This is a genomic window from Constrictibacter sp. MBR-5 (assembly GCF_040549485.1).
Lineage (GTDB): Bacteria > Pseudomonadota > Alphaproteobacteria > JAJUGE01 > JAJUGE01 > Constrictibacter.
Map to the genome: position 1 here is coordinate 277,325 of NZ_JBEPTK010000005.1, position 17,684 is coordinate 295,008.

The following is a 17,684-nucleotide window of genomic DNA, read 5'->3' on the forward strand; positions in this document are numbered from 1 at the left end:
ACTCCGAAACAACGGTCGATCGTCGCTCCGGCGCTAGATGGGGGTGCTCAGTCGCCGCCGCCACCGATCAGCACTTCGCGCTTGCCGACATGGTTGGCGGCGCTGACGATCCCCTCGGTCTCCATCTGCTCGATGATCCGGGCAGCGCGGTTGTAGCCGATCTGCAGGTGACGCTGGATGAAGCTGGTCGACGCCTTCTTCTCGCGTGCGACCAGGGCGACCGCCTGCTGGTACAGGTCGCTGCCTTCGTCGATGCCGCCGTCGCCCTCGAAGCCGGGGATGCCGGCCGCGGCCTCGTCGTCCTCGGTCACGGCCTCGATGTAGGAGGGCTGGCCCTGCTGCTTCAGGTAGCCGACGACCTCCTCGACCTCGTTGTCCGTGACGAAGGGGCCGTGGACGCGGCTGATGCGTCCGCCGCCGGCCATGTAGAGCATGTCGCCCTGGCCGAGCAGCTGTTCGGCGCCGCCTTCGCCCAGGATGGTGCGACTGTCGATCTTGGAGGTGACCTGGAAGCTGACGCGCGTCGGGAAGTTCGCCTTGATCGTGCCGGTGATGACGTCCACAGACGGACGCTGCGTCGCCATGATGATGTGGATGCCGGCGGCCCGCGCCATCTGCGCCAGGCGCTGGATCGCCATCTCCACGTCCTTGCCCGCGACCAGCATCAGGTCGGCCATCTCGTCGACGACGACGACGATGAAGGGCAGGGGGGTCATGTCGAGGGTCTGCTCCTCGAACACCGGCTTGCCGGTATCGGGATCGAAGCCGGTCTGGACGCGGCGGCTGAGGATCTCGCCTTTCTTGCGGGCTTCTTCCAGCCGCGCGTTGAAGCCGCCGATGTTGCGCACGCCGAAGGTCGACATGGCGCGATAGCGGTTCTCCATCTCGCGCACGACCCATTTCAGCGCGACGACCGCCTTGCGCGGGTCGGTGACGACCGGCGCGAGGAGATGCGGGATGTCGTCGTAGACCGACAGTTCCAGCATCTTCGGGTCGATCATGATGAAGCGGCACTGCTCCGGCGTGAGGCGGTAGAGCAGCGACAGGATCATCGTGTTGATGGCCACCGACTTGCCCGAGCCGGTGGTGCCGGCGATCAGCAGGTGCGGCATCCGCTCGAGCGCCACCGCGACGGGCCCGCCGCCGATGTCCTTGCCCAGCACGAGCGTCAGCCCGCTCTGGGAGTTCTCGTAGGCCGGCGTCTCCAGCAGCTCGCGCAGATAGACCGTCTCGCGCCGCACGTTCGGCAGCTCGATTCCGATCACGTTGCGGCCGGGCACGACCGCGACGCGGACCGACACGGCGCTCATGTAGCGGGCGATGTCGTCGGCGAGGCCGATGACGCGCGACGCCTTGGTGCCCGGTGCCGGTTCCAGTTCATAGAGCGTGACGACCGGTCCCGGCCGGACCTTCACGATCTCGCCGCGCACGCCGAAATCGTCCAGGACCGATTCGAGCAGGCGCGCATTCTGCTCCAGCGCCGAATCGTCGATCTGCAGCGACTTGCCCGCATCGGGCGCCATCGCCAGCAGCTCGCGCGGCGGCAGGCGGTAGCCGTCGCCGAGGGGCAGGTCCGGCTGGCTGGTCTTCGTCCGCACCGGCGTGCCCTGCTTTTTCGGCGCGCGCGGCTCGACGATGCTCGCAGGCTCGGCGGTGCGCACCGTCACCTCGGGCGGCGGCTCGGCCGACACGGCGGGGCGGCGGAAGCGGGGCTCGCGGGGCGTCACGTCGTCGGCATCGTCGCCGGAGGTGTCGCGGCGCCGGGGAAGCTGCGGTGCCGCCGCGCGCCGCGCATCCCAGGTGCGGCGCAGGAACAGGACGCCGCCGATGGCGCTGGCCGCGAGGAAGCGCACCCCGCGAAAGCAGGCCCGCGTCAGCATGGCGATCTCGCGGAAGCTGAAGCCCAGGACGAAGGCGACGACGATGCCGCCCGCGATTCCCGTCACCAGTCCCACCTGCTCGTAGGCGAGCGGCAATCCGATCAGCTGCGGCAGCCCGGCGGCCCAGTGTAGCAGCACGACCCCCAGCACGCCGCCCAGTCCCTCGCGCAGCGGCCACGCCTCGGCGGTCGGCAGCGAGGCGAGCGCCGTCGCCACCAGCAGCGTGCCGAAGGGCAGCAGTGCCACCCGCACCCATGTCCGCGTCAGGCCGCGATGGCTGGCGATGCGCCAGCCCCAGACGGCCAGCATGCCGCCGAAGGTCACCGCCGCCAGTCCCAGCGTCCGCAGCATGACGTCCGCGATATAGGCGCCCGGTACGCCGAGCAGGTTCCGAACCGTGCCGCCGCTCGCCACGTTCGGCGACGGATCGGTCGGGGCGTAGCTCGCGAAGGTGACCAGCAGGGCGACGCCCGCCGCGACGAGAACGAGACCGCCGAGTTCGATCGCGCGGCGGCGCAGGAATTCCACCGCCGCAGGCGGCAGGAACTGGCTTCGTTCGGTTTGCGTGGAGGCGCGTGCCATCTACTCCGTCCCTTGGCGCGTCACAGGACCTGGTTCATGCGGTGAAGTGCCTCCTCGATCGTGGCGAGGTCGTGCACGAGGGCCACGCGGATGTAGCGGTGCCCGACGTTGGTGCCGTCCGGATGGTCGTGCGCGAAGAACGCGCCCGGCTGGACTCGGATCGCGGCCTCGGCCCAGAGGCGCTTCGCGGCGGCTTCGCCGTCCCCGACGTCGAGCCAGAGGTAGAAGCCGCCGTCCGGGCGGTAGAAGCCGAGGCGGTCGCCGAGCACGGCCTCCGCAATGTCGTATTTCCGGGCGTAGAGCGCGCGATTCTGCGCGGCGTAGGTATCGTCGTTCCACAGGGCCGTGGATGCGGCCAGGATGGCCAGCGGCGGGGCCGCCCCGCCATACAGCCGCACCCGCCAGAAAGCGTCGGTCAGGTCGGCGGCACCCGCCACGAAGCCGGATCGCAGGCCGGGAACGCTCGACCGCTTCGACAGGGAGTGGAAGGTGAGGACATTGGCCATGTCGCCGCCCATCTCGGCACAGGCCTGGAGGCCCCCGGCGACCGGGGCCGGCGTATAGTAGAGTTCGCAGTAGCACTCGTCGAGCGCCAGGACGAAGTCGTGCCGGCGCGCCAGGCGAATGAGGTTCTTCAGGTAGCCGGCATCGGCGGCCGAACCCTGCGGGTTGGCCGGCGAGCACAGGAAGGCCAGGGCGGTGCGCTCCAGGATCTCGTCGGGCACGGTGGCGAAATCGGGGAGGTAGCCGGTGTCCGCCGTACAGGGCAGGTAGTAGGGCTCCGCGCCCGCGAACACGCCCGCGCCGACATAGACCTGATAAAACGGGTCGGGAATGAGCACGACGGGCCGCTTGCCGTTCTTCATCTCCGGAATGGCCGCGAGGCCGACCATGAACAGCGCCTCGCGCGTTCCAGAGACCGGAACGATGTGGCGGCCGGGGTCGATCATCCCGTCCGGCAGGTCGAACCGTCGGCCAAGCCAATCCGCCGCCGCCTTCCGGAACTCCGGCGTGCCGAGCATGGGCGGATACTTGCCCCAGAGCTCCGCGTTGCGGTCCAGCACCTCGCGCACGATCGGCGGTGCCGGATGCTGCGGCTCGCCGATGCCCATGTTGATCTCGCGCAGGCCCGCAGGCGGCCGGATCCCCTCCAGCATCTGGCCGAGCCGTTCGAACGGATAGAGCCGGAAAGTGCCGATCCGGTTGTTGATCATCGCTTCTTCCCAGCGGGGCGCACGAGGGGTCCTCATAGCATTCCTTTTTGCGCGGCAACAGGATCTCGGAACGATTCCCGCTGACTAGCCGGTGCTTTTCACCCCAATAGTGAGCAATTTCCGCAACATAGGAACGAAACGAGAAAGGCGGCGCCGTCGGGGACGGCGCCGCCTCTCGAAGGCGACCGGCAGGTCGGTGCGTGCTTAGTGCACGACCTCGCCGTGCAGGCGAAGGTCGAGTCCCTCGCGCTCGGTCTCCGGGTCGACCCGCAGTCCCATGATCGCGTCGATGATCTTGAGGATGATGAAGGTGGCGACCGCCGTATAGATCAGCGTCGCGACGATGCCGTAGATCTGCGTCACGACCTGGCCGCCATTGCCTTCGAGCAGGCCGGCGGTGCCGCCGATGGCCTCGACCGCGAAGACGCCCGTCAGCACCGCGCCGACGATCCCGCCGACGCCATGGATGCCGAAGACGTCCAGGCTGTCGTCGTAGCCGAGCTTGTTCTTCAGGCTGGTGGACGCCCAGAAGCAGATGATGCCCGCGATGATGCCGATGAACAGCGCGCCGGTCGGGCCGACGAAGCCGGAGGCCGGGGTGATCGCCACGAGGCCCGCGACGGCGCCCGAGATGATGCCGAGAACGCTGGGCTTACCCTTCGTACCCCACTCGGCGAACATCCAGGACAGGGCGGCTGCGGCTGCGGCGATCTGCGTCACGGCCATCGCCATGCCGGCACGGCCGTCGGCGGCCACGGCGGAACCGGCGTTGAAGCCGAACCAGCCCACCCACAGGAGGCCCGCGCCGATGACGCTCAGCACGAGGTTGTGCGGCGCGAACATCTCGGTGCCGTAGCCCTTGCGCTTGCCCAGCACCAGGCAGGCGACGAGGCCGGCGATGCCCGAGTTGATGTGCACCACGGTGCCGCCGGCATAGTCGAGGACGCCGTCGTTCATCAGGAAGCCGCCTCCCCACACCCAGTGGGCGATCGGCGCATACACGACGATCGACCAGATCGTGATGAACACCAGCAGCGACGAGAACTTCATCCGGTCGGCGATGGCGCCGGTGATGAGGGCGCAGGTGATGATCGCGAATGTCATCTGGAAGATGGCGAAGACGCTCTCCGGAATGGTGCCGCTCAGCGTGCCGACTTCGATCCCGGCCATGAACATCTTGCTCAGGCCGCCGACCCAGTCGGATCCCTCGGCGAAGGCCAGCGAATAGCCGATCACCATCCAGATGATGCTGACCAGACAGCAGATGGCGAAACTCTGCATGATCGTGGAGAGCACGTTCATCTTCCGGACCATGCCGCCGTAGAACAGCGCCACCCCCGGAATCGTCATCATCAGCACCAGAGCCGTCGCAGTCAGCATCCACGCCGTGGATCCCGCATCGGCTGTCGCATCCTGCGCCAGCGCCGGCGCCGCGAAGGCGCAGGCCGCGAAGGCAGCGGGCAGCATGAACTTCAACGCACGCATGATCGTCCGATCCCCCTTATCCGGTAGGTCTTTGTTGAGTATGTCTCGGGTTCAGAGAGCTTCGGCGTCGGTCTCGCCGGTGCGGATCCGCACCGCCTGGATCAGATCCAGGACGAAGATCTTTCCATCGCCGATCCGGCCCGTGTGGGCGGTCCGTTGGACGGCTTCCACCACCTTCTCGACCTGATCGTCGGCGACGGCGACCTCGATCTTGACCTTGGGCAGGAAGCTGACGGTGTATTCCGCACCGCGGTAGATCTCGGTCTGGCCCTTCTGGCGGCCGAACCCCTTGACCTCCGTGGCGGTGAGACCCTGAACCCCGATCGAGGTCAGCGCTTCGCGCACCTCGTCGAGTTTGAACGGCTTTATGATCGCTACGACGAACTTCATGGGCTCCTTCCTTTCGGTCGTGCCGCCCGGCGACGGTCCGCCATCGGTCACTCAAGAACCATGCCGGAGCCACGGCAGGCGCGCGATCATCCCATTGTCGGCCGATGCGGCAGGGCTGATGCGTGAAAAGACGGCAGAAGACCGAAAAATAATCAGATGATGCCTGTTTGGGCATGCGCCTCGGCGGGCTCGACACGGGGTCGTGAAGCCCTAGACTTCGCGACGGCCGCTGTGCCGGACGGAAAATGTGGGCAGTAACATGTCAGTGCATGGTGATCGCGACCGGTTCGACGTCATCGTGGTCGGTGCGGGAATGGTCGGCGGGTGCCTGGCCGCTGCCCTCGGCAGGGCAGGGCTGCGGGTGGCGGTGGTCGACCGCGAGGCGCCGGCGACACTCACCGATGCGGCCTTCGACGGCCGGACCTCGGCGATCGCGCACGGGTCGATGCGCATCCTCGAAGGGTCGGGCATCTGGCCGGCGCTCGTCGAGCATGCCGAGCCGATCCTGGACATCCGGGTGTCCGACGGAGGGTCGCCGCTGTTCCTGCACTACGACCATACCGAGGTCGGGGACCTGCCGCTGGGCTACATCGTCGAGAACCGGCGTCTGCGGCAGGCGGTGTTCGATCATCTCGGCGCGGCGGACGGCGTCGCGCTGCTGGCGCCGGCGGCGGTCGCCTCGGTCGAGCGGGACGGCGCCGCGGCGCGTGTCTACCTCGCCGGTGGGCGTACGCTCACGGCGCCGCTGGTCGTCGCGGCGGACGGCCGGAATTCCAGGCTCCGGCGCGACGCCGGCATCGTCGTGTCAGAATGGTCCTATCGGCAGACGGCGATCGTCTGCGTGGCACAGCACGAGCGGCCGCACCGCGGCGTCGCGCACGAGCGGTTCCTGCCGTCGGGGCCCTTTGCCATCCTGCCGATGCGGGATGCCGAGCCCGGTGAGGCGGGACCGGACGGCGGGCTGCATCGGTCGTCCATCGTCTGGAGCGAGCGTGCCGACCTCGCGCCCCGCCTGCTCGGTCTGGATCAGGCGGCGTTCGATGCCGAACTGCGCCGGCGCTTCGGCGACTTCTACGGGGCGGTCCGGGCCGTCGGACCGCGCTGGTCCTACCCGCTGTCCGTCCTCAACGCCGCCCGATACGTGGCGCCGCGCCTGGCACTGGCGGGCGATGCCGCGCACGCCATCCATCCGATCGCCGGGCAGGGGCTGAACCTCGGTGTGCGCGATGTTGCCGCCCTGGCCGAGGTGGTGGTGGAGGCGCGCCGGCTCGGCCTCGACATCGGCAGCGAAGCGGTGCTCCAGCGTTACGAGCGCTGGCGCCGGTTCGATTCGCTGACCCTCGTCGCCGTCACCGACGGCCTCAACCGGTTGTTCTCCAACGATGTCGCGCCCCTGCGCTGGGCGCGCGACCTGGGGCTCGGGGCGGTGAACCGGCTGCCGCCCCTGCGCCGCCTGTTCATGCGGCACGCCATGGGCACGGTCGGCATCCTGCCGCGGCTCGCGCGCGGCGAGCCGCTCTAAAGCCAGGGTGTCGCTCGGCCGCCGTCAGGCCGCCGAGCGGACGTGCCCGAGGAAGCGGTCCACCTCGTCGCTCAGGATGACCGCGGTCCGCGCGAGTTCCTGTGCGCTCGACAGGACCTGCACCGATGCACTGCCACCCTCGGCGGCTGCCTGCGACACCTGGACGATCGCGTGGGAGACGGCGCTGGTGCCGGTGCTCGCGTGCTGGACATTGCGCGCGATCTCCTGGGTGGCGACGTTCTGCTGCTCGACCGCGGAGGCGATCCCCGTCGAGGCTTCGCGGTTGTCGGCGATGATCCGGGTGATCTCCGTGATCGCGACCGAGGTGTCGGCGGTGCCGCGCTGCACCGACTGGATCTGGGCGGTAATGTCCTCGGTCGCCTTGGCGGTCTGCGTCGCAAGCGCCTTCACCTCGGTGGCGACGACCGCGAAGCCGCGGCCGGCCTCGCCGGCGCGTGCCGCCTCGATCGTGGCGTTGAGCGCGAGCAGGTTCGTCTGGCTGGCGATGGCATTGATGAGACCCACCACCTCGCCGATGCGTTCGGCCGCCTTGCTCAGTTCGGAAACCGTCTCGCCGGTGCGCGTCGCACTCGCCACGGCGCAGTCGGCGAACTGGGCGGAGGCCGCGACCTGTTGTCCGATCTCGTGGACCGATGCGGCCAGTTCCTCGCATGCGGCGGCCACGGCCTCCACGTTCGAGGAGGCTTCCGTCGATGCGTTGGCGACCGTCTCCGACTGGACCGTCGCTTCCTCCAGCGAACGCGAGAGCGTGTGCGCCGCGGCCTCCAGTTCCGTCGCGGCCGAGCGGATGGTCGCCACCACGGCGCCGACATTCTGCTCCAGGGTATCGGCCATGTGGTTGAGGGCTTGGCGCTGCTCCTGGCGCGCGCGCACCTGCTGTGCGGCGGCCTCGGCCTCCATCTCCCGGTTGCGGATCATGTTGGTCTTGAAGACCTCCATGGTCGCCGCGACCGACCCGATCTCGTCCCGGCGGCCGGTCCCGTAGATCTCCGTCTGGAGGTTGCCCTCGGCGAGGCTGCGCAAACAGGCCACGATACGCTGCAGCGGCGCCACCACACCGTAGCGCGAAATGAGGAAGCCGAGAACGATGCCGAGGGCGACCCCGATGCCCGAAACCAGCAGAAGCACGAGCCGGATCCGCTCGTAGGTGCGATCCGCCTCCTCGGCGAGCGTCTTGGCCGCGTGTTCGGTCAGGCCGACATAGTCATTCACGGCCTGCCGCAGCGCCTTGGCTTCGACGTCGCTCACCTTCATGGCGTCGATGATCTTGCGCTGCGTCTCGCCGATGGTGACGTCGCCGCCGAGCTTTCGGGCAACCGCCAGCGTCTCGTCGATCTCCTGGGAGTATTTTCCCCAGTAATCCGCGACGCGATCGATGATCTTCCGCTGCTCGTCGTCGGCATCGCCGGCAATCAGCTTGAGCCGCCGATCGAAGAGCGCGCGCTCCGCCGCCACCGCCTTCTCGACGTCCGCGAGTTCCGCGGCCGACGCCGTCGCCGCGACACGGTACTTGGCCCCGTTGATCGCCAGCATGTTCACGGAGAGGCCCATGGCGTTTTCCATGTCGATCCCCGCGCGCTCCATCGCGTGGTCGATTTCGTTCATCTTGCTCATGGCGCTGATGCCGACGCCGGCGACGGTGATCGTCGCCAGCCCCGAAAGGGATACGATGGCCAGCATCTTCGTAGCGATTCGATAATCGGAGAGCCTGATCACGGCGGCGATCTCTCTGCAGTATGGTTCGGCGAGCCGGCGTGCCGTTCGTGTGCAGCGGCACCATGCTCTGACCGCTCTTCTAGGTCAGCCGCGTCTAATCAACCGTAAATACAGGTCGCTTCCGGATCGGTGCCGGAGAGACATAATGTCTCGCGTCGACAACTTATCGATACGGCGATCGAAATCCACAGGCCGGCGTAGCCTCCGGGAATGCGCGTCCGGCGCCCCCGGACGGTCGACTACCAGCCGGTCATGTCGGCCCAGAACCGTCGTAGGGCCGCCCCCGTGGCGTTCCGCGGCAGGCGAAACACCTCCACCTGCCCCGACAGGCGGTTGTCGGCACCGACCCCGGCGGTGATCCCCCAAAAGCCACGATCGGTCTCGCCCGGCAGGCCGTAGCGCAGATCGGTGGCCTCGACGCGCATGCCGCCGTCCGGTGTCGGCACGGCGCGCCACAGCACGTGCCCCATGGAGAACCAGTCGAACAGCGCGGCTTCTGGCGTGTCCCGCACCAGCGCGATCGACGGCTCGTCCTCGCGCGGATACGCGTGCCACGCGACGCGCTTGGGGTTCAGGATCGAATAGTAGCCGACGTGCGTCGCCTCCGGCGTTACGGCGACGACGCGCCGATAGTAGGGCTGGAAGAGCAGCGGATAGGCGTTCACGGCTGCCGGTCTTCCGAAATCGGCCGCTGCGACCCGCTCGACCCTCTCGTTGATCGCCCAGCCGGCGAGCGTGTAGCCGGCAATGGCGATCAGGACGGCCGCCGCGGCGTCCTGCGCCAGCCTCGCCTTCGACCGCGCCAGGGCGCCGAAGATGAGCGCCGCCAATAGCGCCGCCGAATAGACCGGATCGATGATGGGCAGTGCATCCACCGCGAAGCGCGTCGTCGTCAGCGGCCACAGAAGCTGGGTGCCGTAGCTGGTGAAGAGGTCGATCAGAGGGTGCGTGATCAATGCCAGGACGGATAGCCAGATCCACGCACGCAGCGTCTCGCCGTCCAGGACATCCGCCCTGTCGCGGGTGAGCCGGCGATGCAGGCGCCACAGTCCCCAGCCGATCAGCGGCCCCGCCAGCGGCCCGAAGAAGATCGAATGGGTGAGGCCACGATGGTGCTCCCAACTGGCAAACGGTCCGGCGACCCAGCCCACGACCACGTCGAGGTCGGGGACGATGCCGATCGCGGCACCGGCGACGAGCGCCTTGCGGCCGAGGGTGCGCCGAAAGCCGGCCTGGGCGACCGTGGCGCCGAAGAGCATCTGGGTGACGGAATCCATGTCGGTCGGACCATCGCAGAGGGGGAGGGGCGCCAAGGCTCCGGAGCGACATGAGCGGTTCCCTGTTGATTGGCAACATGAATCGGCCGCCGACGCGGCGTCGGCCGGCCGCTCGACATCGGTCGTCCGCTCTGTTCTTCTCCGCGCTCCACCGGAGGATCATCGTGACGACCATGCTTCGCACGGTGGCGGTCGCCACCAGCCTTGCCGCCGGTTTCGCCGCCGGAGCGGACGCCCTCGCGGCACCGTCCGCCAGCGCCGACTTCGATCGCGCCTGCGTCGGCTACTACATGGAGGGCAACGACCCGGAAGTTGATCCCGCCGGCGCACCAACCTTCTGCGCCTGCCTCGCCGAGCAGCACGTACGCAACGGCCTGCGCCGCGACGCCCTCGACTTCCTGGCGCGCACCTACACCGGCGACGTGACGACCTTCCTCCAGGAGTACACCAGCGGCGACGCCTGGATGGAAAAGTCGATGCGCGCCGAAGCCGCCTGCAAGCCGGACACGGGCGGCGCCGGAGCCGTTGGAAAGCGGAGCGAAGCCGAACCGGGCGAGACGGCGGGCGCGTTTCCCCGCGCAGCCGGCTCATGGGGCGGCATCGTGCGCAGCGGCCCGGGCCGGCAGTACGAGCGGGTGGATTCGCTGTCGGAGGACGAGCGGATCGTGCTGCTGGAGAGGACCGCCGTCGCCGAGGACGGCTATCCCTGGCTGCGCATCCGCTATCGCGGCGAGCGCGAGGGCTACCAGTGGGGCGGTATTCTCTGCTCCTTGCAGGGGCCGGATCCAGACCTGTTCGAGGCCTGCAGGTAGGCGGGGCTGCCGTTCGCGGTTGGCGTCAGCGCCGATGCTGCGCGCGGCCGCTGGCGAGGGTGGCGACCCAGCGGCTGCAGGCGGCGACGGGGTCCGGCTCGCCGCGGAGGTCGAGAAGGGGACCTTCGCCTGTCACCACCTCCCGTCCCGAGCGTTCGGCCATCTGCCTCAGCTTCGTACGCACCGGATCGGCTACGGCGACCCGGACGTCGAGCCCGTGCCTGAATGCAGCCATCGCCATTCCCGCGCTGTCGCCGCAGTCGAGTATTCCGCGGACCTCCGCGTCCGGGTAGGCCCGGCGCGCGGCCTCCATCATCGCGGCGAAAACCATCGGCCCGTAGGCATCGGCGACCCACGCGGCACTCCGGATGTCCAGACGCAGCTGCGCCGCCGAGGCGGCTGCCGCGGCGGCGCAGGCTTCGATCCGGTTCTGGACGATGATCGTCGGGCGGCCCATGGGCTCCCCGATCTCGGTCGGGCCGGCTATGGCCGGCCCGGTCGGAGTCAGATGGTCTTGGCGAAGGCCACGGCGGTATCGCACATGCGGCTCGAGAAGCCCCACTCGTTGTCATACCAGGACAGCACGCGCACGAGCTTGCCGTCGATCACCTGGGTCTGGGTGGCGTCGAAGGTCGAGCTGAACGGCGAGTGGTTGAAGTCGCAGGAGACGAGTTCCTCCTCGTTGTAGCCGAGGATGCCGCGCAGGCTGCCGTTCTCCGAGGCCTTCTTCATGGCCTCGTTGATCGCCGCGACGCTGACGTCCTTCTTCGGCACGAACTTGAAGTCGATCAGGGAGACGTTGGCCACGGGCACCCGCACCGACGTTCCGTCGATCTTGCCCTTCAGGTCGGGCAGGACCTCGCCGACGGCACGCGCCGCACCGGTGGAGGTCGGGATCAGCGACAGCGCCGCGGCGCGTGCCCGGCGACGGTCGGAGTGCAGCGTGTCCTGCAGGCGCTGGTCGCCGGTATAGGCGTGGATCGTCGTCATGTAGCCGCGCTCGATGCCGAAGGCCTCGTTGAGCACGTGCGCGACCGGCGCCAGGCAGTTGGTCGTGCAGGACGCGTTGGAGACGACGAGATGCTCCTTGGAGAGCTTGTCGTGGTTGACGCCGTAGACGACGGTCAGGTCGGCACCCTTGGACGGGGCGGAGACGAGAACGCGCTTCGCGCCGGCATCGAGATGGACCTTGGCCTCCGGCTTTTCGGTGAAGCGGCCGGTGCACTCGAACACCATGTCGACGTCGAGGCTCTTCCAGGGGAGCTTCGACGGATCGCGTTCGGCGAGGATCTTCACCTTGCCCCTGCCGAAGTCGATGGCGCCGTCCGAAACCGTCACGTCGTTCGGATAGCGACCGTGCACCGAATCGTACTTGAACAGGTGCGCGTTGTCCTCGGTCGAGCCGAGATCGTTGATCGCCACGAACTCCACATCGCTGCGGCCGGATTCCAGTGCCGCGCGCAGCACGAGCCGCCCGATGCGTCCGAAGCCGTTGATCGCAACCCGTACCGCCATTTCCGTCCTCCGATATGCAGATCCATTGACCGGGCGGACGCGCGGGATGCGTCCGCCCCGATGCAGGCGTTAGCTCTTATTTAGGCGCGCCCGGGCGGTTTTCGCCACCGCCTCGGGCGTCAGGCCGAAATGCTCGTAGAGTTCATCACCCGGACCGGACTCGCCGAACGTCTCGATGCCGACGATCGTTCCATCGGACCCGACGAAGCGCTCCCAGCCGAAGGGGCTGCCGGCCTCGACGGCGATGCGGGTGGTGCCCTTCGCCAGGATCTCGTCGCGATAGTCCTGGGGCTGCGTGTCGAACAGCTTCCAGCACGGCACGGAGACCACCGTGGTGGCGATGCCGTCGGCCTGCAGCGCGTCGCGCGCCGCCATCGCGATGGCGACCTCGGAGCCGGTGGCGAACAGCGTCACCTGCGCCGCGCCGCCTTCGGCTTCCGCCATCCGATAGGCACCGCGGGCGCAGCGGTTCTCGTCTTCGTAGGTCTTGCGCAGCGCCGGCAGGCCCTGGCGGGTGAGCGCCAGGAGCGACGGCCGGTCGGCCGACTGCAGCGCCAGCGCCCAGCATTCGGCCGTCTCCACCGCATCGGCCGGACGCATCACCAGCAGGTTCGGGATGGCGCGCAAGCTGGCCAGGTGCTCGATCGGCTGGTGCGTCGGGCCGTCCTCACCCAGGCCGATCGAATCGTGCGTCATGACCCAGATGACGCGCGCCTTCATCAGCGCCGACAGGCGGATCGCCGGCCGGCAATAATCGCTGAACACCAGGAAGGTGCCGCCGTAGGGGATCAGGCCGCCGTGCAGTGCGATGCCGTTCATCGCCGCACCCATGCCGTGCTCGCGCACGCCGTAATAGATGTAGCGGCCGGAATAGTCGTCCGCCGTGACCGGCTGCATCGCCTTGGTCTGGGTCAGGTTGGACCCGGTCAGGTCGGCCGACCCGCCGATCAGTTCCGGGATGGCCGGGACCAGCGCCTCCAGCACCTTCTGCGAGGACTGGCGCGTCGCGAGCTTCGGTGCCTCCTCGACGAGCTTGCGCTTCAGGTCGCCGAAGGCCGCGTCGAAGCTCGCGGGCAGCTTGCCCGCCATCGTGCGGTCGAGCGTCTCGCGCACGTCGGCCGGCAGGACGGCCCGGCGCTCCGCCCATGCGGCGCGCTCGGCGCTGCCGCGTCGGCCGGCGTCGCGCCATGCCGACAGGATGGCCTCCGGCACCTCGAACGGGCCGTGCGGCCAGCCGAGCTTCTCGCGGGCGCCGGCGATCTCCTCGGCGCCCAGTGGCGAGCCATGCGAGGCGGCCGTGCCAGCCTTCTTCGGCGCGCCGTAGGCGATGGTCGTCTTGCAGCCGATCAGCGAGGGCAGGGGGGATGCCTGTGCCGCACGGATGGCGGCCGCAACCGCGTCGGGATCATGGCCGTCGACCTCCTGGACGTGCCAGCCGAGCGCCCGGAAGCGCGCCGGCTGGTCGTCGCTCATGGTCAGCGACGTCGGGCCGTCGATCGAGATGGCGTTGTCGTCCCACAGCACGACCAGGCGCGACAGGCGCAGATGGCCGGCCAGTGCAGCCGCCTCCTGGCTGATGCCCTCCATCAGGCAGCCGTCGCCCGCGATCACGTAGGTGAAGTGGTCGACGATCTCGGCGCCGAAGCGGGCCGCCAGCATGCGCTCGGCGAGCGCCATGCCGACCGCGTTGGCGAAGCCCTGGCCCAGCGGCCCAGTGGTGGTCTCGACGCCGTCGGTGTGACCGATCTCCGGATGGCCGGGCGTGCGGCTCTTCAGCTGCCGGAAATTCTTGATGTCGTCGATGCCGACCGAGCCGTAGCCCGTCAGGTAGAGCAGGGCATAGAGCAGCATCGAGCCGTGGCCGGCCGACAGCACGAAGCGGTCGCGGTCGGGCCAGTGCGGATCGGTCGGGTCGTACTTCAGGAACTGGGTGAACAGAACCGTGGCGACGTCCGCCATTCCCATCGGCATGCCGGGGTGGCCGGACTTGGCCTTCTCGACCGCATCCATGGCGAGAGCGCGGATGGCATTTGCCATGTCGCGCTGCGTGACGGAGCCGGGGGTGCCGGCTGCGGGGCGCTTGGCGACATCCATCGCGTATGCTGGGCCTCTGTTGTCCGGGTATGCACGCATGCTGGCCCGGTACCTGAAAAGGAGGCGCACAATCCCTCGCGAAGGCGCGTGCGTCAACGCCGTTTCGCCCGATTTTTCGGCCGATGTTTGCCTGGACGGCGGTCCGGGCGCATATGTGGTCCACGACGAGCCAAGGAGGCATGGTCATGTGGATGCTCAAGCGCAAGAACATCGAGATGCCGACGCCGGAGACGGCCCTGCCGGGACGCAGCACCCGCATGCCGGTGCCGCCCGCGCACTTCGTTCTCGGCACGCGACTGGAGCCGCCGTTTCCCGAAGGCATGGAACTGGCGCTTTTCGGCCTCGGCTGCTTCTGGGGCGCGGAGCGCAAGTTCTGGGAGGCGCCGGGCGTCCATTCGACGTCGGTCGGCTACGCCGGCGGCATCACCCCGAACCCGACCTATGAGGAGGTCTGCAGCGGCATGACCGGCCACAACGAGGTCGTGCGGGTCGTGTTCGACCCCGGCAAGATCAGCTACGACCAGCTGCTCGCCGTCTTCTGGGAATCGCACAATCCGACCCAGGGCATGCGCCAGGGCAACGACGTCGGTACGCAGTATCGCTCGGGAATCTATGCGACGTCGCCGGAGCAGCGCCGGGCGGCCGAGGCGAGCCGCGACCGGTTCCAGCAGGCGCTGACCAAGGCCGGCTACGGCAAGATCACCACCGAGATCGTCGACGCACCCGAGTTCTACTACGCCGAGGACTATCACCAGCAGTATCTGGCGAAGGTTCCGGGCGGCTACTGCGGCCTCGGCGGCACGGGCGTCAGCTGCCCCGTCGGCGTCGCCGCCAGCCCAGCCTGACCCGCGGCATCCGCCGCGAACCTGCTAGGCGGGGGTGGCCTCCTTGGCCGCCATCCCCGGTGGCGGAAGGTCGACGACGGTCTCCGTCCGGATGCACCGCGCGAGCCGCGAGCCGCCGACCTCCCGCAGCGCCGGCACCCCCTGCAGGCAGCCGTCGATGACGAGCGGGCAGCGCGGCGCGAAGGTGCAGGCGGTCGGGGCGTTGGTCAGGTTCGGCGGCGACCCGGGAATGGCTTCCAGCCGCGTTCCCCGCATCGAGCCGTGGATCGTCGAGGCGAGCAGGCCGCGCGTGTAGGGGTGCGCCGGTTTGCGGACGACATCCTCCAGCAGCCCGGTCTCGACCACCTGACCGCCATACATCACCGCTAGGCGCGAGGACACCTCGACTGCGACGCCCACGTCGTGCGTCACGAAGATGATGCTCAGGCCCAGCTCCTCCTGGAGCTGCGCCAGGAGCAGCAGGACCTGGATCTGCACGGTGGCGTCCAGCGCCGTGGTCGGTTCGTCGGCGAGCAGCAGCTTCGGCCGGCAGGCGAGGGCCAGCGCGATCATGGCGCGCTGGCGCATGCCGCCCGACATCTCGTGCGGATAGGCGCGCAGGCGCGTCTGTGCGGAGGGGATGCGCACCAGTTCGAGCAGCTCGAGCGCGCGCGCCTCCGCCTGCTTCCACGAGATGCCCTCGTGATGGACGATCGTCTCGCAGATCTGGTGGCCGACCGTGTAGACGGGGTCGAACGCCGTCGCCGGCTCCTGGAAGATCATGGAGACCTTGGAGCCGCGGATGCCCGTCACCTGCCGCGACGACATCTGCAGGACGTCTTCGCCCTCCAGCATGATCGAGCCCGACATCACCGTGCGCCGCTCGGGCAGCAGGCGTTGGATCGAGCGCAGGGTGACGCTCTTGCCCGATCCCGACTCGCCCAGGATGCCGAGCACCTCGCCGCGGGCGAGGTCGAACGACACCCCGTTCACGGCGTGGACGGTCCGGTCGCGGGTGACGAACTTAACGTGCAGGTCGCGGACCGAGAGGATCGGGTCGGTCGCCGGTGCCGGGACGGGTGCCTGGGCGGCTGCGTCGACCGGTGCGGTGGCTTTGATGGCGGCGGCTGTCATGGCTGACCTTCGTTTCAGGCGGCGGCAGCGGCGGCTTGGGAGTGGCCGGAACCGGGAATGACCATGTGGCAGGCGGCTTCATGGAAGCCGGGGCCGCCCGTGGTGGTCAGCTTCGGCACGACTTGGCTGCATACGCCCTCGGCGAAGACGCAGCGCGTGTGGAAGCGGCAGCCGGGCGGCGGCGCGATCGGATTCGGCGGGTCGCCGGTCAGCGGCGCCTTCTTGCGCCGCTCGGCGGGGTCCATCGCCGGCTGCGCCAGCAGCAGAGCCTGGGTATAGGGATGCTTCGGGTTCTCGTAGACCTCGTCGGCTTCGCCGATTTCCACGATCTCGCCCAGATACATCACCATGACCTTGTCGCTGATGAAGCGGACGACGTTCAGGTCGTGGCTGATGAAGACATAGGTCAGGTCGAACTGACTCTTCAGGTCGCTCAGCAGGTTCATCACCTGCGCCTCGACCGACTTGTCGAGCGCCGACACCGCCTCGTCGAGGATCAGCAGGCGCGGCTGCAGTGCCAGCGCCCGCGCGATGTTCACGCGCTGGCGCTGCCCGCCGGAGAGTTCGTGCGGGTAGCGGTGGACGAACAGGCGCGGGTCGAGGCCGACCTTGTCGAGCAGCGAGATCGCGCGGGCCATCGCCTCCTTGCGCGGCACGCCGTCGCTGATCGCACCAAACGCCACCGATTCCTCGATCGGCAGGCGCGGGTTCAGCGACGCATAACTGTCCTGGAAGACCATCTGCACCTGGCTGCGCATTTCGCGCACCGAGATGCCGTCCTCGCTGGCCACCTTCTGGCCGTCGATGATGACGTCGCCTTCGTCCGGTTCGATCAGACGGATGAGCAGCCGTGCCATCGTCGACTTGCCGCAGCCGGATTCGCCGACCACGCCCAGGGTCTCGCCCTTGGCGACCGAGAAGGAGATGCCGTCCACGGCGCGCACGGGCGGCGACTTCTTGAAGCCGGCGTTTCGCCCCTTCACCACGAAGTATTTTCGCAGATCCTGCACCAGCAGCAGCGGCTGCTTCGGTCCGCCCACGTCGGGCCGCGTTTCGTCCACCAGATCCAGCTCCCGTGTTCGTGTCATCCGAACTCGGTGCATCGCAGCAAACGACGTGCCAGGAGCAGATTGCCTGCGGTTGCGGCAGAGACGGCGGGACTGGAATCGGGATGTGCAGCCCGAATGCCCGCAGAATGTGCAGTGCGGCGGGGAGGTG

At 68.7% G+C, this 17,684-nt stretch carries 14 protein-coding genes; 3 read left to right on the plus strand and 11 right to left on the minus strand.

Annotation, left to right across the window (positions count from 1 at the left end; translation table 11 throughout):
• Nucleotides 1-47: 47 nt before the first annotated feature.
• From ABIE65_RS13555 to glnK, 4 genes are all read right to left on the minus strand, one after another.
• Entirely contained in the window at nucleotides 48-2,462 is a 2,415-nt protein-coding gene (locus ABIE65_RS13555) for a DNA translocase FtsK (protein WP_354078319.1), read from the minus strand.
• A gap of 20 nt (nucleotides 2,463-2,482) precedes the next feature.
• Nucleotides 2,483-3,676 (minus strand): aminotransferase class I/II-fold pyridoxal phosphate-dependent enzyme, encoded by a 1,194-nt coding sequence (locus ABIE65_RS13560; RefSeq protein ID WP_354078321.1) that lies wholly within the window; start codon nucleotides 3,674-3,676, stop codon nucleotides 2,483-2,485.
• A gap of 204 nt (nucleotides 3,677-3,880) precedes the next feature.
• Nucleotides 3,881-5,161: an ammonium transporter gene (locus ABIE65_RS13565; RefSeq protein WP_354078322.1), complete on the minus strand. Its 1,281-nt coding sequence runs from the start codon at nucleotides 5,159-5,161 to the stop codon at nucleotides 3,881-3,883.
• A gap of 51 nt (nucleotides 5,162-5,212) precedes the next feature.
• Nucleotides 5,213-5,551 carry a P-II family nitrogen regulator gene (gene glnK / locus ABIE65_RS13570; protein ID WP_354078323.1) on the minus strand — a complete coding sequence of 113 codons (339 nt, stop codon included), beginning with the start codon at nucleotides 5,549-5,551 and terminating at the stop codon, nucleotides 5,213-5,215.
• A gap of 259 nt (nucleotides 5,552-5,810) precedes the next feature.
• Here glnK and ABIE65_RS13575 point away from each other — a divergent pair, with 259 nt between their 5' ends.
• On the plus strand, nucleotides 5,811-7,073 hold the full coding sequence (locus ABIE65_RS13575; RefSeq protein ID WP_354078325.1) for a UbiH/UbiF/VisC/COQ6 family ubiquinone biosynthesis hydroxylase: 1,263 nt from the start codon (nucleotides 5,811-5,813) through the stop codon (nucleotides 7,071-7,073).
• 24 nt (nucleotides 7,074-7,097) lie between these two features.
• Here ABIE65_RS13575 and ABIE65_RS13580 read toward each other — a convergent pair whose 3' ends face one another.
• Both ABIE65_RS13580 and ABIE65_RS13585 read right to left on the minus strand, forming a co-directional pair.
• On the minus strand, nucleotides 7,098-8,810 hold the full coding sequence (locus ABIE65_RS13580) for a methyl-accepting chemotaxis protein (RefSeq protein ID WP_354078326.1): 1,713 nt from the start codon (nucleotides 8,808-8,810) through the stop codon (nucleotides 7,098-7,100).
• Nucleotides 8,811-9,049: 239 nt separating this feature from the next.
• A complete protein-coding gene (locus ABIE65_RS13585; RefSeq protein ID WP_354078327.1) occupies nucleotides 9,050-10,087 on the minus strand; it encodes a metal-dependent hydrolase in 1,038 nt (345 codons plus the stop codon).
• Nucleotides 10,088-10,251: 164 nt separating this feature from the next.
• Between ABIE65_RS13585 and ABIE65_RS13590 the strand changes: the two genes are divergently transcribed.
• On the plus strand, nucleotides 10,252-10,899 hold the full coding sequence (locus ABIE65_RS13590) for an SH3 domain-containing protein (protein ID WP_354078328.1): 648 nt from the start codon (nucleotides 10,252-10,254) through the stop codon (nucleotides 10,897-10,899).
• Between the two features lie 25 nt (nucleotides 10,900-10,924).
• Here ABIE65_RS13590 and ABIE65_RS13595 read toward each other — a convergent pair whose 3' ends face one another.
• The 3 genes from ABIE65_RS13595 to tkt all read right to left on the minus strand — a co-directional run bounded on the left by ABIE65_RS13595 (nucleotide 10,925) and on the right by tkt (nucleotide 14,451).
• Entirely contained in the window at nucleotides 10,925-11,356 is a 432-nt protein-coding gene (locus ABIE65_RS13595; protein ID WP_354078329.1) for a hypothetical protein, read from the minus strand.
• A gap of 47 nt (nucleotides 11,357-11,403) precedes the next feature.
• Nucleotides 11,404-12,414 (minus strand): type I glyceraldehyde-3-phosphate dehydrogenase, encoded by a 1,011-nt coding sequence (gap, locus tag ABIE65_RS13600; RefSeq protein WP_354078330.1) that lies wholly within the window; start codon nucleotides 12,412-12,414, stop codon nucleotides 11,404-11,406.
• Between the two features lie 69 nt (nucleotides 12,415-12,483).
• Nucleotides 12,484-14,451: a transketolase gene (tkt, locus tag ABIE65_RS13605; protein ID WP_354078332.1), complete on the minus strand. Its 1,968-nt coding sequence runs from the start codon at nucleotides 14,449-14,451 to the stop codon at nucleotides 12,484-12,486.
• Nucleotides 14,452-14,693: 242 nt separating this feature from the next.
• Between tkt and msrA the strand changes: the two genes are divergently transcribed.
• Nucleotides 14,694-15,353 (plus strand): peptide-methionine (S)-S-oxide reductase MsrA, encoded by a 660-nt coding sequence (gene msrA, locus ABIE65_RS13610; protein WP_354078333.1) that lies wholly within the window; start codon nucleotides 14,694-14,696, stop codon nucleotides 15,351-15,353.
• A gap of 24 nt (nucleotides 15,354-15,377) precedes the next feature.
• Here msrA and ABIE65_RS13615 read toward each other — a convergent pair whose 3' ends face one another.
• Complete coding sequence (locus ABIE65_RS13615; RefSeq protein ID WP_354078334.1) at nucleotides 15,378-16,466, minus strand: ABC transporter ATP-binding protein; 1,089 nt, start codon at nucleotides 16,464-16,466, stop codon at nucleotides 15,378-15,380.
• A 14-nt stretch (nucleotides 16,467-16,480) separates the two neighbouring features.
• Nucleotides 16,481-17,554 (minus strand): ABC transporter ATP-binding protein, encoded by a 1,074-nt coding sequence (locus tag ABIE65_RS13620; RefSeq protein ID WP_354078335.1) that lies wholly within the window; start codon nucleotides 17,552-17,554, stop codon nucleotides 16,481-16,483.
• Between the last annotated feature and the right edge of the window lie 130 nt (nucleotides 17,555-17,684).